Here is an 18,727-nt window from a genome sequence, read left to right on the forward strand (position 1 = left end):
TTTTTTCTCTTAATATATGATATAAATCTTATAACTATGCTAGAAGGATAATTCATTATAGGAACGAAAATAACATTTTAATAAGGTGCGTTTTCTATTCCTAAATTGCTAAAAAATTATTTATATAAGGTTACTTTTACTAGTTAATAGGTGATTATATAGGGATATTTTGAATGTACATCCAAGCTGTTCCTTTCAAGATATGTAGCATTTTAAATACGCCCTTTATTAGAATAGTGCTCATACATTTTTTGAGATTCTTTAGTAATACGTGCGTTAAGTAAAATTGCTAACAATAAAAACACTCCATATTTTCCCCCTGTAGCTCCTATGATAATCACACTACTACAAACAAGCACAATTAATAGGATAAACAAAACTAAATAAATACAGTCATAATCCTTTGACATTTTCTCGTATTTTATGCGTTCTTTCCTTGCATCCATCTAAATTATCCATTTCACTATAAAATAAATCCCTACCTTAAAAAGAAAAATCTGTCCATTTAAATAATTAGTTTGTTTTTTTAGCAACTAATGTATATAACATGAAAAGAAATCCTACCAATATTAAGCTTTCCACTATGATAATCCAGACCCTCTCCTTCCTTTTAACCCCCAACACATCAGATGAAAATTATGTATATCCCATATTAACTGCAGCAAACAAAAAGGATCTTCCCTTCTCGTAAAGGCTGATCCTTTTCTTCGTTCATTCAACTATTTCTAGCTATTCTTGATTAATTAGAATAACAGCTGGTCCATCTACACGAATTCCACCAACTTCGATTTTTTCATAAGGCTCAACTGTAATAGAAATGATTCCTTCTCGCTTCTTTAATTCATTACTTAATTCTTTTGTTAACATTTTTTTCATGTGTGCACTCCTTCTTACTGCTTAATTTATTATTGTTATGTAAATGAAATTAAAAATGGTTCCCTGGTCTGGAAACCATTTTTTGTAGTTGACCATATGGTGTTACCAGTTTGCTTATCAATTTTACGTAAAGAAGATAAACAATTACTATTCACTGTATCAGTAGATGTAAGAAATTCTTAAAGATAGCGGTGAGATTGATTGTTTTTTCTTCTAGAAATAATGACTTAGATAGTATATTACCTAAAACAATGAAAGCCCTACCTCTCTTTCATCCTTACGGCTCCTTGTCCGTGCCAGTGTGAATCAGGATTGCAAAAATCAAGTGACTATTTAATCGAGTTATTTGATGCAACTTCGAACGTTCGTAAAAGAAATTTAAAAATAAAAATGGATTAGATTGAAGTAATAACAAAAGAGGTTCCTACTCTAAAAGTGAGTTGAAGAAGTTGAATGTCTTTGAAATGATTTACTTTTAATAATAATCATATTCCCGAAAAATTCAGGATATTTTCGGGGGATGTAATACATTATCTATAATGAATCTTAACAGAAACTTTTTATTTGATTTTCAGTGATTCCTTTAATTAATCCTAGTTCACTAATCAAAAATTCATGTGCGTTATCCAACATTTTTTTTTCGCTTGTATTAAGTGCCTTTTCTTTCTTCATACGCATTAAATCACGTACAACTTCAGCACCTTCTTGTATTTCACCCGTTTTTATTTTGTCCGTGTTCACTTTATACCTTTGTTTCCACGGCAATAATCTATCTGATTCTCCATGCTGAAAAATGTGTATAATGTGTTTTAATGCAAGTATATCAGTAACTGGGCGTATACTCGAACTCAATATTTTACCCATAGGAATCATGACTTGCATATTACTGATTGACATTTTTATAACATAATACCGTTGTTTTTTCCCTGAGAATTCTTTTTCTTCTATGGCTTCAATTATACCTGCTCCGTGCATTGGATAAACAATGTTATCGCCAATTTGAAACATATAATCCACCTCCATATATGGTAACCTTGTTAAGCTTAACATACATGTGATTTTTTATCAAATATTTAATAATATCATAAATTTATTTTTAGTGTCAATATCTTTTTCTTCAAAAATAAAATTTAGTAAAAACAGCACCAAATTTATAGGGAGCGTGTCGGATTTCGAATAAAGGGAAGGGGGATTTTCCCGCGTATATTCTGAAACCTCTACTAATTAACGTAGATCAGTTTTCCCTTGAAAACGACCAAATCGATCCCGTATTTTTTTCAATCTTGTGTGGTACTCCAAAATCTCAATTCTTGCTTTTTCAGCTAGAGGTGCAATTGGTCTTAAATCTTTTAACCCCCAATAATCAACCACTACATCAAGTACTTGATCAAAATATTGTAGCGGTCCATAGTTAGCTTCTTTTGCAATCACAGCCATTCTATTTTCAAAATCAGGCATGACAGCACCTGGCATTTTAAAATTCATAATTACATTGGCAATATGATAGCAATAATTAGGTTCCAATTCCAAATGTGTTCGAATGACGTCTCGATAAAACGCATAATGAAGAGTTTCATCTTTTGCAAGACGGCGTAATAATGTAGCAAGATCTGGATCGTGCTTACTTGCAACCTTAGCTACATTATTGTAAAACACCATCGTTGCAAGTTCTTGTAGCGTCGTATACGTCATTGCTTCGATTGGTGTATGAAAATCAGGCTCAAATCCACCCTCAACGACTGACTTTCTTAATTCATGTATTCGTTTAGGGTTCACACTTCGAGTGAGTAGTAAATATATCTCCAATAAATTCGAATGTTGATCCTCTTCTGAAGTCCAAGTATGAATAAAGTCTGTAATAACAGAAAGGGATCCTTTAAAAGTCGCAGATAAATACGTTGTAAACCATGGTAAATTCACTTCTGTTAATAAAGCTGTTTCGATGGCCGTAATTACACCAGAAGGAAGAGTAACTTGACTTTCATCCCAAGGAACTCTTTTAAAGTCCATTCCCTTATCCCATGGTAAAAACTCATGATAACCCCAGTCTATCTTCTGCGCTCTTATTTTATGTTGTTCATACATTTCTTTTAAACGTGGTTCTAATCGGAAATCTAAATCATTTGTTAGCATCTATAAGTGCCCCCTTTTCTTATCATATAAATAGTCATTCTATTTTTACCCTTAAAATTTTCTACAAATAAATATTACGTTCCTTTTTTTAAAGTCAAACATAATAAATTTGTAACAAAATTCTTTAAGAGCGCTATGTTTTGATATGATTTCTTCATATCAAAAGGGGAACCGTTACATATATTGTCCTCTTTTATAAAAGGAATACTGAGGCATACGATATGTTAGTTAACCTAAATAAAAAAACTATCCTCAGTAAATAGAGAATAACATTCATGGATGAAGATACTCGTCATGTTTTAAATCTTGGTGATTATAAAAAGGTGCATACCCATAAAGAATCGTTTTATAATAAAGATTGATAAACAATTAATCTTTCATGCGTTTTCGCTACTTTCTAATTTTGTTATTAGCAGTAAAAACTTAAAAGATTAATGGCGTTTTATACACACTAACAATTTATTTAGATATAAGATAGTAGATTAAGGAATTGGAAAATATATACAGTTGGTGAGATAGCCTTAAACGACAATTCCCAACAAAATCACTGTACATTGGCTATGATGAGTTAGACCGAATTTTTGGAAACAGTATACAATACAAAGGAAAGAGGCGATAAACATGCAGTCAACGGAATCGTATATGAAAGAAAGACAACGTAGAGAAAAAATAGAAATAATATTTAATCACAGGGTAAAAGGAGAGAGTTATTTTCATGGTTCTTCCTATCAATGGAAAAACATTGTATATCAAAATTATAATAAGATACAACAAAAAGAGTTGGAAATTGAACAACTCATTTCGAAAATGGAAAAATCAGGAGTTCGTTTTGCGCAGCACCGCTCGCTCATACACTATCCCATCATTGATTTTGTAAAATATATAGCTAAGATTTATAAGGAAACCCTCGAAATACAATAATCATATATAAAGGAAACCTTTATAAAATGTTTATTTTTGAAACTTTGTTAACTAAAAGCCCAAAAACTCATTTTAATATTCTTTTTATTCGAAATACTCTTCGTTCTTGTTATAATAAAAACCATAACGTATTCTAGTCGTTTGTATATCTTCAGATTTTGTGAATTTTATTACACCTTATTTACTTTTTATCTACTTTATAATAAAAAAAGAACTATCTCTTCTCTTAAAAATCAAGAGAAAAAATAGTCCTTTTTCATTTATCTTATTTCTTAAAGTAAGTCCAGCCTTCTTCTTGATAAATCTTTTCTTCTTTCATCAGTTTACCAAGTGCACGCTTAAAGGCAGCTTTACTCATATTGAAACGTTCTTTAATGTCTTCTGGGTTGCTCTTATCCCAAAACGGCATTGCTCCGCCTCGTTCTTCCATATATGCATAAAGTACTGCTGCATCATCTTCCATTCCTTCTTCTTTACGAGGAAGAAGTGAAATGTTGATTGTACCGTCATCTTTCACGTCAATGATACGGCCTGTTACGCGCTCACCGATGCGGACTTGTTCTTTTCTTTCTGTATGGTGTAAGAAAGCACGGAAATGCTCGTCAGTTAGTATGAATGAACCAACTTGAAGTGAGCGATACACACGTCCATTTACGTTTTTATTACGCATAGATGGCGTTGCATCTACGATAATTTCTTGCATATCACTGTCTCTTGCCGGAAGAGCAATTAAACGATCACGATTCGTTAATTTTAACGTACAATATAATTCGTCGCCTTCTTGAGGCCATACTGGCATATAAATTGGAAACTCATCAAGTGGAATTAGTATATCTTTTGATACACCAATATCAACAAACACACCTAAACTAGGAATAACTTCTACAACCTTTACCCAATTCCAATCATGTGTTGTAATAATTGGTTCCTTCATTGTTGCTGAAATACGATTTTGGTGATCAAGGTATAAGAATACATCAATCGTATCGCCTTCTGCAATTTCTCCAGCTAATTCGTTTTTATGTAGGAAGATTTCTTCCTCTTCGTTTCCAACCATATATCCGATTTCCGTTTCGCGTAAAACAGTTACCTGTTCAATCGATCCTAATTGCAAATACATATTTTTTAATTCCCTTCTATATATATAAAGTTATCTTTTTTATCATTCCAAACAAAAGTTAATTATAACACGATTTTTCCTTTATTTGTCCAACTGCCCAAAATTCACTATAATTAAATAAAGACTTTATCTATAGGACTATATTACCCTACGGATGATCCGTCAAAACACTTAAGTTGCAACACTCTATCTAATCGATGTATTTTCCGCTATACTTTAATATGTATATTACATAGCCTATTTAGGTGCGTTAAAAGATAGAAATTTATTTGGAGGTGCTAACTATGGCAAAAGAGAGTTCTTTTGACATCGTTTCGAAAGTAGAATTACCTGAAGTAACAAACGCAATTAACATCGCATTAAAGGAAATCCAAAACCGATATGACTTTAAAGGTAGTAAAAGTGATATTAAATTAGAAAAAGAAGTACTTGTTTTAACTTCTGATGACGAGTTCAAATTAGACCAAGTAAAAGACGTTCTAATTGCTAAACTTGTAAAACGTAACGTTCCAATTAAAAACTTGGACTACGGAAAAGTTGAAACTGCATCTGGTAACACTGTTCGCCAACGTGCAACTCTGCAACAAGGTATCGATAAAGATAACGCGAAAAAAATCAACAACATCATTAAAGAAATGAAATTAAAAGTGAAAACACAAGTTCAAGATGACCAAGTACGCGTAACAGCGAAAAGCCGTGATGACTTACAAGCAGTAATCGCAGCCGTTCGCAGCGTTGACTTGCCAATCGACGTACAATTCATTAACTACCGCTAAAAAGAAACCTCCTCTATTCAGAGGAGGTTTTCTACTTATTACGAGCAACAATATATTGCTTTATCAAATGATTTTTCTGGAATATACACTTTATCATTTTCAATTTTGTATTTAATATTATTTCTCTTAAGAACCGCTGTATCGACAGAATGAACACTATCGCCCCACTGAACAAATTCCCCATCGTCACCGTTGGCCCAAAAATACAAACTTACGAATACGATAAGAAGACAAAAACATAGAGCGAACAACTTCTTTCTCCTCAAATATCTCACCTCATCTTGAACTGTAAACAGACTACCCAAAAGAAGAGTTACTCATTTCCGCCTCTTTTTAACCGCAATTAAAAAAGCAATAAATAATACGTTCACACCGACTATTAAGGAGATAAATAACCAATTCACACCTGTTTCTTCGCTAACTTTATAAACATTCGATTCTTCGCGCTTTAAAACAAGATAAAATTTTCCGTTTTCTTCTCTTATAATTTCGTCTTCTAACAATCCTCTTAACTCTTGTTTTTCACCAATTGTACTTACAGGTAAGGAAACTTTTTGTGTTTCTTTCGTATTATTAATCGCTACTAGTGTTACTTCATCTTTATACTTTCGTTTTAATATACTCATTCCATCTTTATCATATAGAAGTTCAAACGTACCACGTCGTAAAGATGGTCTCGTTTGTCTAATTTCACCTAACTTCGTTATGTGCTGCATAAACTTTTCATCAGATTTGAAATCCATTAATCGTCTATTATCTGGAGCATCTCCCCCATCTAATGCGATTTCAGTTCCGTAATAAAAATTCGGTATCCCCGGGGATGTTAATAAGTAAGTGATCGCTAGTTTTAAACGAGACGGCGGGTAATACATATTTTCTTTTGCAATACGCGCAAACCGCTTTGTTTCTTGATTATCTAAAAACGTAGCGAATTCCTCTTCTTTTCCGCTCACATCATATAAAGGTTTCACAGACATATCTACTTTTGAAAATGACTCTACTATTTTTTTATAGTACTCATTATCTTCCTTTGTCATAATGCGAAAATCTTTCTTTACCTTCTGCAAATCCTTTTGCACTTCATCCCAAAAAGTACGCGGCTTTTTTTCACTATGTATCACATAACTTCCGTCTAAATCGACTTCTTTTATCCACCATTTCATCGAGTCTATTAATCTTTGTTCATTTTCTTCATACGTAAATTGAAAGACAACTTTCATTCCTTTTTGATGAGCCTCATTTACAAGTTCTTTCACATCATTTTCTGTTCCGAAATGTTCATTTACTTTTTGAAAGTTTCGAACGCCTAATCCATCATACTTTTCACTTTCAAAAAGCGGTGAAAGCATAATAGTAGTAAATCCCATTTCTTTTATGTAGTCCAATCTTTTTATAATCCCTCTTATATCTCCGCCCTGATACTCTTCTAAATTACCAACGTCTAACTGTTTGTCATTTTTCGGTTCTCCGTTATTGAAGCGATCAATCATAATGGAATATATAACTTCATCTCGCCATTCCCTTTTTTCTTCCGCAAAAGTATGTACTGGTACAAACAAAATAACAGCTAAACAAAAACAAATGAATAGTTCCTTAGTCCATATTTTTTTCACACGCATCCCCCAAACTTCCAATTGTAAGAATATTATACCAATTATCAGAACAAATCGCATACGTTGATTTTATTCCTCCAAAATACCTAATGTTAGGTTTTCTAACATGAATTAAAAAGTTTTCTGAATTTTTAGTTGATTTTTCTTTTTATTTCGAATATGATATGAAACATAACAAGTAGATGTTATTTTTTCTAACATCATAGGAGGAGAGAGAATGAATACGGGAGATACAGTTTTTATTTTTGTAACTACAGTAATGGTCATGTTGATGACACCAGGATTAGCACTTTTTTACGGGGGTATGGTTCGCAGTAAAAACGTACTCAGCACGACCATGCACAGTTATAGCGCAATGGCTATCGTTTCGATTCAATGGATTGTTATCGGTTATTCTTTATCATTCGGACCAGATTGGCACGGACTTATCGGCAATCTCGATTGGTTCGGTTTAAACGGAGTTACCTACGCACCAAACCCAGACTACTCATCTACTATTCCTCACAATTTATTTATGATGTTCCAACTCATGTTCGCTATTTTAACTCCCGCTTTAATTTCAGGTGCATTCGCTGAAAGAATGCGATTTTCTGCCTTTCTTATTTTTATCCTTCTTTGGACAACAATCGTTTACAATCCTGTCGCTCATTGGGTATGGGGCGTTGGTGGATGGCTGAGAGAACTTGGGGCGCTCGACTTCGCTGGCGGTAATGTCGTTCATATCACATCTGGCGTCGCTGGTCTTGTATTAGCTATTTTCCTAGGAAAACGAAAAAACATAAGCGGTACCTCTCCTCACCATTTACCATTTACAATGTTAGGCGCAGGCTTACTCTGGTTCGGCTGGTTCGGTTTTAACGTCGGTAGTGCATTATCTTTAAATGACGTAGCTTTAACTGCATTTATTAATACAAATATAGCCGCGGCTGCCTCAGCTCTAACTTGGATGCTTTCTGAATGGTTCTTCCAATCGAAGCCGACTGCGATGGGAGCTGCTTGCGGGGTTGTTTCTGGTTTAGTCGCCATTACGCCGGCTTGTGGATTCGTTACACCTTTCTCCGCTCTTCTTATCGGAGCAATTGGCGGTATATTATGTTTCGGTGCTGTCTTCTTCTTAAAAAACAAATTCGGATACGACGATACACTCGATGCATTTGGATGCCACGGCATCGGAGGAACTTGGGGCGGTATTGCAACTGGACTATTTGCAACTACTACTGTAAACGGTGATGGCGCTAACGGATTATTTTACGGAAACGCCACTCTCCTTTTCAAACAACTTGTAGCAATCGGCGCAACATATGCATTCACGATCATAATGACGTACGCCATTATTAAAGCCATTAACTTCTTCCTCCCTGTTCGCGTCGATGAGCACGAAGAACAAATGGGGCTTGATATTTCGATGCACGGGGAGAAAGCTTATGAGTATACAGAGCGAGTGAACTAAAAAAGAGATGCAATCTATTAATAGTAGATTGCATCTCTTTTATCGCACTGATTAGCATACCCCATCCTGTATTCCCATAAATATATCGATCGTTTCTTTCAATATATCGATTTACCGACGAATTCCGACATAGCTAAAACGCAAAATACCCTGCATGATTTTACACAAAAAAGACGACCGTTTAACAGTCGTCTTTTCCTATTTACTTCGGAACATTCCCTACATACTGCGTAATATCAACATTTAACGCCCCTGCTAAACGCATTCCGTAGTCATGATCTGCGCGGAAGAAGTTGCAAATAGCTAGTAATTTCGTTTGCTCATTTACGCCTTTTAAGTCGTTTGTTAAGTTCGCAATTAAGTTGTCTTGCTCTTCTTTAGAGAATGAACGGTAACGCTCACCCGCTTGTTTGAAGTCATTTGGTTTGTCAATTTTTTCACGAGATACATAGCCTTCTACTTTCATAGTTGAATCGCGGTAAGTTGGGTCTTCAACTGGATTTTCAGTCTGACGGCTCGGTTCGTAGTTTATTGTAGATGGGTTTTGATCCACTTGCATCGCACCATCACGTTGTTGGTTACGAACAGCTGCGTATGGGCAGTTTACAGGAATTTGTAAATAGTTTGCACCAAGGCGATAACGCTGCGTATCTGGGTAAGAGAATAAACGACCTTGTAATAATTTATCTTCAGATGGTTCAATACCATTTACAGTTGCACTTGGAGTAAACGCCGCTTGTTCTACTTCCGCAAAGAAGTTTTTCGGGTTACGATTTAACGTCATTGTCCCTACTTCAATTAATGGGAAGCGATCTTCCGGCCATACTTTCGTTGGATCTAGTGGATCGAAATCTAAAGAGTCCGTTTCATCTAGTTGCATTACTTGTACGTGTAAATCCCATTTTGGATAGTTTCCTTTTTCGATTGCATCGAATAAGTCACGAGTTGCATGATTGAAGTCTTTACCTTGCACTTGCTCGACTTCTTTTGCACTTAAGTTACGCACAGCTTGCTGTGGTTTCCAATGATATTTAATGTAAACGATTTTACCTTCTTCATTAATCCATTTAAATGAATGTACGCCGAAACCTTCCATTTCACGGTAGTTTGCTGGTGTACCATAATCAGAAAATACCCATGTCATCATATGTGTAGATTCTGGAGTTAACGTCATGAAATCCCAGTAACGATCTGGTGTTTGAACATTTGTATCAGGTGCTGGCTTTAAAGAATGCACCATGTCAGGGAATTTAATGGCATCACGAATGAAGAAAACAGGTAAATGGTTACCTACGATATCGTAGTTTCCTTCTTCTGTATAGAATTTAACAGCGAACCCGCGCGGATCACGAGCTGTCTCCGGAGAACCTTGGCCATGAATAACCGTTGAAAAACGAACGAATACAGGTGTTTCAGTTCCTTCATTTTGTAAAAACGCTGCTTTCGTATATTGCTTCATGCTGTTTTTCGTTACGAATACACCGTGAGCACCTGCACCACGTGCATGCACAACACGCTCCGGAATACGTTCACGATCAAAGTGCGCAAGTTTTTCTACTAAATGATAGTCTTCTAACAATACCGGTCCACGACGACCAGCTGTACGAGAGTTTTGGTTATCTCCAACTGGAGCACCTTGGTTTGTTGTTAAGCGATTATTTGGATTCATCAAGGGGGATCCTCCTCTTTCTTTCCTAGTAATTATTATTTATTTAAAATTATTATAAATTAATTATTATTCAAAACTAAACCCTTGTCAACTATTTCCTTCATTTTTTGGAAACCATTTCAGCTAAACAATCGATAAATACAGATTGTACATTGGGCATATTCGGTCTAAAATATGCGGCATTTAATTCATCAGTTACAACTTTACATTCATAATCGTTGTCATATAAAGTGAAACTTTAATCAGTGGGGGTTCTGTTCATCCCCCACTGATTATTAGCCTTCACCAATCGGGCGTTTACGGGCAGTTGATCTCCCACCTAACTTCTTTGCTCCACCTGAATTTTGAGGTGGGAGTTTTACTGCCCACAAATAGCGGGATAAAACTTCTAAATCGAGCAATGTGTTTTAAACCTAAGTAACAAAAAAATTCATACTCTATAAACATTTTATTCACTGAATCTGTTAATTTATGCGCCTGCTCTTTCGTTATTTTCGCAAGCGGTGAAATTCCACCAATTGCTTTATATCGTCCGATTAAATTTTGGAGCGCTTCTTCAGACGGCTTACGCCCGTGACGCATGTGAGTATGCATCATCTATATAACACCTCAATTTTGGAAATGAGAATCTTTTTCAAGAACATTTGTTTCCAAGTATAACAAGTAATAATAAATACGTCAAAATAATAATTCTAAATAAATATTATTTCTAATATAATTTTTAATTTTATATGACAATTTATTTAATAAAAAAGCGACTTACATATATGTTGTAAGCCGCCCTTTCCCCTATTCTTTAATATTTACCCCATACTCTTTAAACCAAACATGAATTTGCGCTAAATGAGCTAAAAGTTGAGGACCTGTCATTAATTGCCCATACCAAGGTTTTTGAAATGCACTGCCGCCAGACTCGATCAATCCGCCCAATTGCTCTTTATCGAACAATTCATGCAAAATTGAGCCTTTATCCGTTAATAAATCTTGGAGCCATACTGTTACTGCTTTCGTATAGTGCGGATTATGTGTTTTCGGATACGGACTTTTCTTTCTATACAATATATCATTTGGAAGTAATCCTTCTAACGCCTTACGCAATAGACCTTTTTCGCGGTTTTTATACATTTTCATTTCCCAAGGAATATTCCACGCATATTCGACAAGTCGGTGGTCCGCAAACGGAACGCGTACTTCTAAGCTTGCCCCCATACTCATACGGTCTTTTCTGTCTAATAATGTTGTCATAAACCATACCATGTTTAAATAAAATAATTGTCGCCTCTTCGCTTCTAATGGGCTTTCTCCCTCTAAAATAGGAACTTCTTGAATGGATTCTTCATAGCGTTGTTGCACATATTGTTGTAAATTTAATTTATTTCTCCATTCTTTCTTTAGAAGTTGTTCACGCGCTTCTGTAGAACGCATCCACGGAAATGCACTTGATTGTAAATCATCTTCTCTATAAAACCACGGATAACCACCGAATATTTCATCTGCACATTCTCCAGATAAACCGACGACAAAATCTTGTTTTATTTCACGGCAAAACCATAATAATGACGAATCAATATCTGCCATACCAGGCAAATCACGAACGAGTACTGCTTCTGTTAAATACTGTGCCAGTTGTTCATTAGAAATGACGCAGCGATGGTGGATTGTTTGAAATGTCTCTGTCATTAAATTAATAAACGGAGCATCTGAATTCGGCTGAAACGCATTCGCTTTAAAGTATTTTTCGTTATCTTCATAGTCAACAGAATACGTGTGTAATTGCCCTTTTCCTGATCTTTCATACTCTTTTGCAGCTATTGCTGTTATAGCACTTGAATCTACACCGCCTGATAAAAAAGTGCATAGTGGTACGTCAGAAACTAATTGTCTCGTAATCGCATCTTGTAATAAAAAACGAGTTTTCTCTACTGTTTCTTCAAATGAATCTTCATGTTTTTTACTTTCCACATTCCAATATCTCCATATGCATAAACCGTCTTTTGAGAACGTCATTGCATGACCCGGGCGCAGTTCTTGAATACCAGCATATATACCGTGACCAGGTGTTCTAGATGGTCCAAGGCCGAATATTTCCGATAATCCTTCTAACGTTACTTCCGCCTTCACATCTGGATGCGCTAGTATCGCTTTTAACTCTGAACCAAATAATAATCGTCCGCTATCATATTTATAAAATAGCGGCTTCACACCTAATCTATCTCTTGCAATAAACACTTGTTCTTTCTGTTCATCCCATACTGCAAACGCATATATACCGTTTAAATGATCAACACATTCTTCTTTCCATTCAATATAAGAGGCCAATAGTACTTCTGTATCGGAATGCCCTTTAAATGTATATCCTCTTCTTAATAACTCTTTGCGAATATCTTCTGTATTGTAGAGCTCTCCGTTATAGCAAACTGCATAACTAGTTTCATCTTTCAAACAAGTCATGGGTTGTTTACCACCTTCAGGATCTACAACGATTAACCGTTTATGCCCAAATGCAACGTTCCCTTTAATCCAAACTTTATTATCATCTGGACCGCGTTTCGCTAGCGTTTCCGCCATCTTCGTCACGATGTCCCTTTCCCCTTCTAATGAGCGTTTATAATCCACCCATCCTGTAATCCCGCACATAAGAATCATCCTTCCTAATCTAATATCTGTTTCTGAACGTGCAGTAATCCCCACCCTATGAGTGCGGATACATAAAAACAACAAACTTGACGATAACTAACTATCCATATATGGAATAGCAGTTTCACAGTGTAAAGCGTGTTTTATTGTATGCCCATCTCTCTTTAGGTGTGTCTAGTTATAAAGAACGTACGAACTGTCTATAACAAGAATAACTATTTCTATAAAAGGAGAAATGAACTATGGTACAACGCAAACATATTTTGTATAACCAACCGCGCGCTCATACAGTCGGTAATGTCGAATATATAAACAATGAATGGGTATTCTTTGATGATGAAAATGATGAAGCCTTTATATTAGAAGATATTATCCAAGATGGATTTGAACTTTTGTATAACAACAATTGGCTACCAGCCCGTTTCTATGAACACGATGTATTGCAAATCGCCAACGAACAGCACCATTTGCAAAACGGGGAAATGATACGAATTCGAAAAAAATTACTTCTTAGCTATCATGAATGGCTTGAGGAGTTACCTGACTCTGTCTTTACATTATTAACCGAATCATTGCAATCGCTTAATTACTCTTTATATGATTGCATGTATTGTCATAATTATTTATCATTCTTACCGAAAGATGAAGCAGGCGAAGGAGTAAATATTCTTTTGTTCGATAACGACGAAATGATCTGTACACTGCAGCATCATTTCGTACGCCACTCTTCCTCTCATAAAAATATTTTGCGATTTACGAAAGTAAACGGAGAAGAGTTGCATCTCGATGCAACATAAAATAAAAACCACCTTATCTCTCAAATATTTGAGATCATAAGGTGGTTTTATTTTTTATTAGAATACTTGCCAGCCAATCGGCAATTTTAAACCAAGATAAAATACTGCTACTAGCGCGATAATAAATAGTCCCCAAACTGCCCCTGTTGCCTTGTTCTTGCTCATTTTCACAAGAACCATTTCCATTCCAGCGATTACTAATATACCAGCTAGCATTTTTAGACCGTACCACATGTGATAGCTCTTATCGACTATAGTTTGATCTAGGTATAACCAAACGCCTGTCACAATAATGATAATGTACATAAGGCGAAGCCCCATATGTACACCTTTACCTTTTCTTCCTGCTGAATAAAGTGAATACGCAACGAAGAATAAAATTAATCCTAACGCCCATGCTGTAATATGCATATGTACCATCGTATCCCTGCCTCCTCTTTTCACACTTTTTCACTCTATATGATAACATGTTCATTTATTTTCAGGAAATGTTTCGCTTTTTTATATTTAAATGATATAATATTTAGAGTATTTACAAACTTCTTGTAATAACAAAAGGGGGAACAATCATGATTCAAACTAAGGATATTATCGAACTTACAGACACATACGGGGCAAATAACTACCATCCACTTCCAATCGTTATTTCTAAAGCAGAAGGCGTTTGGGTAGAAGATCCTGAAGGAAACCGCTATATGGACTTATTAAGTGCATATTCTGCAGTAAACCAAGGTCATCGTCATCCAAAAATCATTAACGCTTTAATTGACCAAGCTAATCGAGTTACGTTAACTTCTCGTGCTTTCCATAGCGATCAATTAGGTCCTTGGTACGAAAAAGTTGCGAAACTAACAAATAAAAATATGGTACTTCCTATGAATACAGGCGCAGAGGCTGTTGAAACTGCAATTAAAACAGCTCGTCGCTGGGCTTACGATGTGAAAAAGGTAGAGGCAAACCGTGCAGAAATCATCGTTTGTGAAGATAACTTCCACGGACGTACAATGGGTGCTGTTTCTATGTCATCAAACGAAGAGTACAAGCGCGGCTTCGGTCCAATGCTTCCTGGCATTATTGTAATTCCTTACGGTGATTTAGAAGCGTTAAAAGCTGCGATTACACCAAATACAGCTGCATTCATTTTAGAGCCAATCCAAGGTGAAGCAGGAATTAACATTCCACCAGCTGGTTTCTTAACAGAAGCTTTTGAAGTATGTAAAAAAGAAAACGTTTTATTCGTAGCAGATGAAATCCAAACAGGCTTAGGCCGTACTGGTAAAGTATTTGCTTGCGACTGGGACAATGTAACTCCTGACATGTACATACTTGGTAAAGCACTTGGCGGCGGCGTATTCCCAATCTCTTGTGTTGCAGCAAACAGCGACATTTTAGGCGTATTCGAGCCAGGTTCTCACGGTTCTACATTCGGTGGTAATCCACTTGCATGTGCTGTTTCTATCGCATCTCTTGAAGTATTAGAAGAAGAAAAATTAACAGAGCGTTCTCTTCAATTAGGAGAAAAACTAGTTGGGCAATTAAAAGAAATTGATAACCCAATGATTACTGACATTCGCGGTAAAGGTTTATTCATCGGCATCGAATTAAACGAGCCAGCTCGTCCTTACTGTGAACAACTAAAAGCAGCTGGTCTATTATGTAAAGAAACACACGAAAACGTAATTCGTATTGCACCACCTCTAGTAATCTCTGAAGAAGATTTAGAGTGGGCATTCCAAAAAATTAAAGCTGTACTATCTTAATCGTAGTGAGGTTGTCCTAAATATAGGACAACCTCTTTCTTTTTTTAGTAATTTACCGTAAAATAAAGTTGAATAATCTGTTTTTTTTGCAAAAGGGGGGTAACTGCATGCTATTGAAATACGGTAAACACATTAACTATTTAGCTACAATTTTTATTTCTATGACATTCATCGGCTTCATATTATCTACAACTTTACTCAGTCATTATTCAACTCCTAATACATTCACACTACTTAAAACATTATTTTGGACTGCTGTTTTCCTTACAATTATCGGTTTTGGCCGTGAGAGAAGCGCACTTGCAGTTATGCTAATTGGAATTTGCACTTTAGCATTAATCGGATTGTATATTTTCGCCATTATAGATTACTCCGTTAATCCACGCCCATAGAAAAGAGCTATCTTTTCACAAGATAGCTCTTTTTTCATTTCACTATATTTCTTAGCGTACCAATTCCCTCTACTGTAACAACAACTTCATCACCAGCATGCAAAAACTTCGGTGGTGTAAAACCTTTACCAACACCAGCTGGCGTCCCTGTTGCAATGATATCTCCTGGCTCTAATGTCATACCTTTACTTATAGTTGAAATAATTTCTTCTACTGAAAAAATCATTTCTCTCGTATTTGAAGTTTGCCTTACTTCTCCATTTACCACTGTTTCAATGTGTAATTCATTCGGCGTTCTAACCATCGATTTATGAATTAAATACGGTCCCATCGGACAAAATGTATCGAAACTTTTCCCTAGGAAAAATTGTTTATGTTTTCTTTGAATATCCCGAGCAGTTACATCATTTATAACTGTATATCCAAAAACATGATCAAGAGCTTTTTCTATTTTTATTTGTTTCCCTCGTTTACCGATAACGATTGCTAGTTCACCTTCGTAATCAAGTTCATTCGTTGCGTGAGGGTGACCATTAATTTGCTCATCAATTCCGATCACTGTTGTTGGCGCCTTTGTAAAAATCATTATATTTTCAGGGATAGACTCTTCTCCGCCCATTTCTACCGCATGCTCACGATAGTTCTTTCCAACACAAAGAATATTTTTTCTCGGCCTTGGAATCGGTGCTAATATTTTCACCTCTGCTAACGGATAATACGCCGATCCCGCATTTTCCTTCGCCCAATTTACAATGTCGCATACTTTCTCAAGACATTCGCTTCCTCTTTCAATACACTCTAACATGGTAATAGGGATAGTAACCTTTTCCCCTTTTTGTCTTTGCGCTTCTCTTAAATGTAATACTTTTTCTTCCTCTTCATCCACAATACCTACAAATACCTTTTCTTCTTTCTTCGCCGTTACAAAACGCAACATTTCCACTCTCCATCCTAAAACTCATACCCTTTAATTGTATTCGCATCCTTAAAAAAAAAACCTTCTCCCGCACGCTAATTTTTACAATATTCCTCCCTCCTTATATTCGTTCCTCATCCGTTATTTGACATAAAATGTAGAAATTATACTTTTTTTAGCGAAGATGTTTCTTTTTTATGGAATTTTTGTATAATATGTACTACATATATACATAAAATTTATTGAGAGATGGAGCCGATTTCAATGTTTGAGCAAGCTATCGAAAAAAAACGCGAAAAAATGATCTATTTTGCTGAACGCTACGGAATGACTTCTCAAAAAACAGTAGATTGTAGCCAAGAACTGGACAGGCTCTTAAATGTTGTTTGGCCTATACATACAGATTGCACACATACTCAAATGTTCGAAACACATACGCAATAACGTATGTGTTTCTTTTATTTCAAAAAAATACACATTTTATTGAAAACGCCCATACAATAGTAGAAAAGAAAATTTTAAAAATGAAAGGTGTTTTGTATGCCAGCTATGGTCGGACATATTCGTATCGTTAATATTGGATCAAGTGGTATTTTTCATATTGGAGATGTATTTGCGATTAGGCCTATTAGTTATTCACGCGCTTTTGCCGGAGCAGGTTCATTTAATGTTGGGGATAACGTCTCTGTCTACAATTATCAAAGCTCAACGACTGTCAATGATTCAGATGTAATTGATCAAGCAATAATCGGTTCGAACTAAAGGAGGCGATTGCATTGAATTTTTATGTGAACCAAAGTATCATCATTAACAGCATTAAAATCGATAGCATTACGACCTCTTCCGTTTTTCAAATTGGAACTGCAGGTAGTATTAAGGCTCTTTCTAAATTCTCAAATACTGGCGGATTTACAGAACCTCTTCGCCCTTTACATGCGAAAGGACAAATTATTTCTATTAAACCTTCAACTAGTTCTTCTTAGACCACCATTATCATAAATATATAGCAGGAATATACCCTCCCTATTGAAAAGGAGGTTTCACAAAATGAATCAAGATATATACACTTACCTACACCAACTTCAGCAAGCTCTCCAAATACAGCAGCAAACTATTCTAAATCTTGAAGAGCAAGTTCGCCTACTACAAGAAGAGCTTAATGAGTTAAAAAGTCGTCCCTCCTCTTCTATAGGAAAAGTGGAATATAAATTCGATCAATTAAAAGTAGAAAATTTAAACGGCACTTTAAATATTGGCTTGAATCCATTTTCAACAAAAGAGCAACAAATTGAAGATTTTCAAGTAGATACAGAAACACTAAAAGTAAATCCTGAAACAGAAATAAATCCAGACTTTTATCAAGGTATCCTTCAAGAAATGCATCGCTATTTAGATGAAGAAGCATATAGTCGCATTCTCCATTTTGAACAAGAAGAGAGAACGCCGCTTGATGAGATGTATCGACAAATGATGGTGGATGACATAAAAAAACAGATGGAACATAGACTTCCATATTATTTATCACAAGTTCAATCGTATGAGGGTATTTCCTCAGATCCCGATTATTTACGAGACGTCATTATTCAAGCAATGAAACAAGATATTGACAAAGCCTTTCTTTCCTTTATTCAACACATACCGGGCAATTTTCGAAAGGAGTAAGTATG

General features: G+C 35.6%; 21 protein-coding genes and 2 pseudogenes. 10 read left to right on the forward strand and 13 right to left on the reverse strand.

Annotation, left to right across the window (positions count from 1 at the left end):
• Positions 1-212 precede the first annotated feature (212 nt).
• The 4 genes from ACE38F_RS22205 to ACE38F_RS22220 form a co-directional block, all read right to left on the reverse strand.
• Positions 213-446 carry a hypothetical protein gene (locus tag ACE38F_RS22205; protein ID WP_375369927.1) on the reverse strand — a complete coding sequence of 78 codons (234 nt, stop codon included), beginning with the start codon at positions 444-446 and terminating at the stop codon, positions 213-215.
• A 283-nt stretch (positions 447-729) separates the two neighbouring features.
• Entirely contained in the window at positions 730-876 is a 147-nt protein-coding gene (locus ACE38F_RS22210; protein WP_000738547.1) for a BC1881 family protein, read from the reverse strand.
• Positions 877-1,422: 546 nt separating this feature from the next.
• The gene (locus ACE38F_RS22215) at positions 1,423-1,884 is read right to left on the reverse strand and encodes a CarD family transcriptional regulator (RefSeq protein ID WP_215555551.1); all 462 of its coding nucleotides are present in this window, start codon (positions 1,882-1,884) and stop codon (positions 1,423-1,425) included.
• A 216-nt stretch (positions 1,885-2,100) separates the two neighbouring features.
• Positions 2,101-3,009 (reverse strand): acyl-ACP desaturase, encoded by a 909-nt coding sequence (locus ACE38F_RS22220; RefSeq protein ID WP_016104162.1) that lies wholly within the window; start codon positions 3,007-3,009, stop codon positions 2,101-2,103.
• A gap of 621 nt (positions 3,010-3,630) precedes the next feature.
• On the opposite strand from ACE38F_RS22220, the gene ACE38F_RS22225 reads away from it, so the two are divergent.
• The gene (locus ACE38F_RS22225) at positions 3,631-3,930 is read left to right on the forward strand and encodes a hypothetical protein (protein WP_016104161.1); all 300 of its coding nucleotides are present in this window, start codon (positions 3,631-3,633) and stop codon (positions 3,928-3,930) included.
• A gap of 265 nt (positions 3,931-4,195) precedes the next feature.
• Here the strand turns inward: ACE38F_RS22225 and ACE38F_RS22230 are convergent, their stop codons facing one another.
• Positions 4,196-5,050, reverse strand: a complete 855-nt coding sequence (locus ACE38F_RS22230; protein WP_002011240.1) for a CvfB family protein — start codon at positions 5,048-5,050, stop codon at positions 4,196-4,198.
• Positions 5,051-5,334: 284 nt separating this feature from the next.
• On the opposite strand from ACE38F_RS22230, the gene ACE38F_RS22235 reads away from it, so the two are divergent.
• On the forward strand, positions 5,335-5,826 hold the full coding sequence (locus ACE38F_RS22235; protein ID WP_078204661.1) for a YajQ family cyclic di-GMP-binding protein: 492 nt from the start codon (positions 5,335-5,337) through the stop codon (positions 5,824-5,826).
• A 38-nt stretch (positions 5,827-5,864) separates the two neighbouring features.
• Here ACE38F_RS22235 and ACE38F_RS22240 read toward each other — a convergent pair whose 3' ends face one another.
• Together ACE38F_RS22240 and ACE38F_RS22245 are read right to left on the reverse strand one after the other, a co-directional pair.
• Positions 5,865-6,092 carry a hypothetical protein gene (locus ACE38F_RS22240; protein ID WP_033714674.1) on the reverse strand — a complete coding sequence of 76 codons (228 nt, stop codon included), beginning with the start codon at positions 6,090-6,092 and terminating at the stop codon, positions 5,865-5,867.
• Between the two features lie 51 nt (positions 6,093-6,143).
• Positions 6,144-7,499: an alpha-amylase family glycosyl hydrolase gene (locus tag ACE38F_RS22245; protein ID WP_375370255.1), complete on the reverse strand. Its 1,356-nt coding sequence runs from the start codon at positions 7,497-7,499 to the stop codon at positions 6,144-6,146.
• Positions 7,500-7,656: 157 nt separating this feature from the next.
• Here ACE38F_RS22245 and ACE38F_RS22250 point away from each other — a divergent pair, with 157 nt between their 5' ends.
• Entirely contained in the window at positions 7,657-8,889 is a 1,233-nt protein-coding gene (locus ACE38F_RS22250) for an ammonium transporter (protein ID WP_375370256.1), read from the forward strand.
• A 202-nt stretch (positions 8,890-9,091) separates the two neighbouring features.
• Here the strand turns inward: ACE38F_RS22250 and katB are convergent, their stop codons facing one another.
• From katB to asnB, 4 genes and pseudogenes are all read right to left on the reverse strand, one after another.
• A complete protein-coding gene (katB, locus tag ACE38F_RS22255; protein WP_375370403.1) occupies positions 9,092-10,558 on the reverse strand; it encodes a catalase KatB in 1,467 nt (488 codons plus the stop codon).
• Between the two features lie 59 nt (positions 10,559-10,617).
• Positions 10,618-10,790: pseudogene (locus ACE38F_RS22260) on the reverse strand (ferrochelatase); the annotation flags it as partial.
• 158 nt (positions 10,791-10,948) lie between these two features.
• Positions 10,949-11,155, reverse strand: a pseudogene (locus ACE38F_RS22265) (ferrochelatase); the annotation flags it as partial.
• Between the two features lie 192 nt (positions 11,156-11,347).
• Complete coding sequence (gene asnB, locus ACE38F_RS22270; protein ID WP_375370257.1) at positions 11,348-13,195, reverse strand: asparagine synthase (glutamine-hydrolyzing); 1,848 nt, start codon at positions 13,193-13,195, stop codon at positions 11,348-11,350.
• Between the two features lie 242 nt (positions 13,196-13,437).
• Between asnB and ACE38F_RS22275 the strand changes: the two genes are divergently transcribed.
• Positions 13,438-13,992, forward strand: a complete 555-nt coding sequence (locus ACE38F_RS22275) for a DUF2777 domain-containing protein (protein ID WP_375370258.1) — start codon at positions 13,438-13,440, stop codon at positions 13,990-13,992.
• A gap of 57 nt (positions 13,993-14,049) precedes the next feature.
• On the opposite strand, the gene ACE38F_RS22280 is transcribed toward ACE38F_RS22275, so the two are convergent.
• Positions 14,050-14,412, reverse strand: coding sequence for a YisL family protein (locus ACE38F_RS22280; protein ID WP_375370259.1), 363 nt, complete (start codon positions 14,410-14,412; stop codon positions 14,050-14,052).
• Between the two features lie 149 nt (positions 14,413-14,561).
• Here ACE38F_RS22280 and rocD point away from each other — a divergent pair, with 149 nt between their 5' ends.
• Together rocD and ACE38F_RS22290 are read left to right on the forward strand one after the other, a co-directional pair.
• A complete protein-coding gene (gene rocD / locus ACE38F_RS22285; protein WP_215555543.1) occupies positions 14,562-15,752 on the forward strand; it encodes an ornithine aminotransferase in 1,191 nt (396 codons plus the stop codon).
• 107 nt (positions 15,753-15,859) lie between these two features.
• Positions 15,860-16,144: a hypothetical protein gene (locus ACE38F_RS22290; RefSeq protein WP_341307433.1), complete on the forward strand. Its 285-nt coding sequence runs from the start codon at positions 15,860-15,862 to the stop codon at positions 16,142-16,144.
• Between the two features lie 34 nt (positions 16,145-16,178).
• On the opposite strand, the gene ACE38F_RS22295 is transcribed toward ACE38F_RS22290, so the two are convergent.
• A complete protein-coding gene (locus ACE38F_RS22295) occupies positions 16,179-17,081 on the reverse strand; it encodes a fumarylacetoacetate hydrolase family protein (RefSeq protein WP_341307434.1) in 903 nt (300 codons plus the stop codon).
• Positions 17,082-17,324: 243 nt separating this feature from the next.
• Between ACE38F_RS22295 and ACE38F_RS22300 the strand changes: the two genes are divergently transcribed.
• From ACE38F_RS22300 to gerPC, 4 genes are all read left to right on the forward strand, one after another.
• Positions 17,325-17,504, forward strand: a complete 180-nt coding sequence (locus tag ACE38F_RS22300; protein ID WP_002087032.1) for an aspartyl-phosphate phosphatase Spo0E family protein — start codon at positions 17,325-17,327, stop codon at positions 17,502-17,504.
• A gap of 96 nt (positions 17,505-17,600) precedes the next feature.
• Complete coding sequence (gene gerPA, locus ACE38F_RS22305; RefSeq protein ID WP_001111190.1) at positions 17,601-17,822, forward strand: spore germination protein GerPA; 222 nt, start codon at positions 17,601-17,603, stop codon at positions 17,820-17,822.
• 14 nt (positions 17,823-17,836) lie between these two features.
• Positions 17,837-18,043, forward strand: a complete 207-nt coding sequence (gene gerPB / locus ACE38F_RS22310; RefSeq protein ID WP_001012507.1) for a spore germination protein GerPB — start codon at positions 17,837-17,839, stop codon at positions 18,041-18,043.
• Between the two features lie 64 nt (positions 18,044-18,107).
• Positions 18,108-18,722 carry a spore germination protein GerPC gene (gerPC, locus tag ACE38F_RS22315; RefSeq protein ID WP_215555540.1) on the forward strand — a complete coding sequence of 205 codons (615 nt, stop codon included), beginning with the start codon at positions 18,108-18,110 and terminating at the stop codon, positions 18,720-18,722.
• The last annotated feature ends 5 nt before the right edge of the window (positions 18,723-18,727 follow it).

The organism is Bacillus altaicus, assembly GCF_042136375.2.
In the GTDB taxonomy this organism is placed as follows: domain Bacteria; phylum Bacillota; class Bacilli; order Bacillales; family Bacillaceae_G; genus Bacillus_A; species Bacillus_A cereus_U.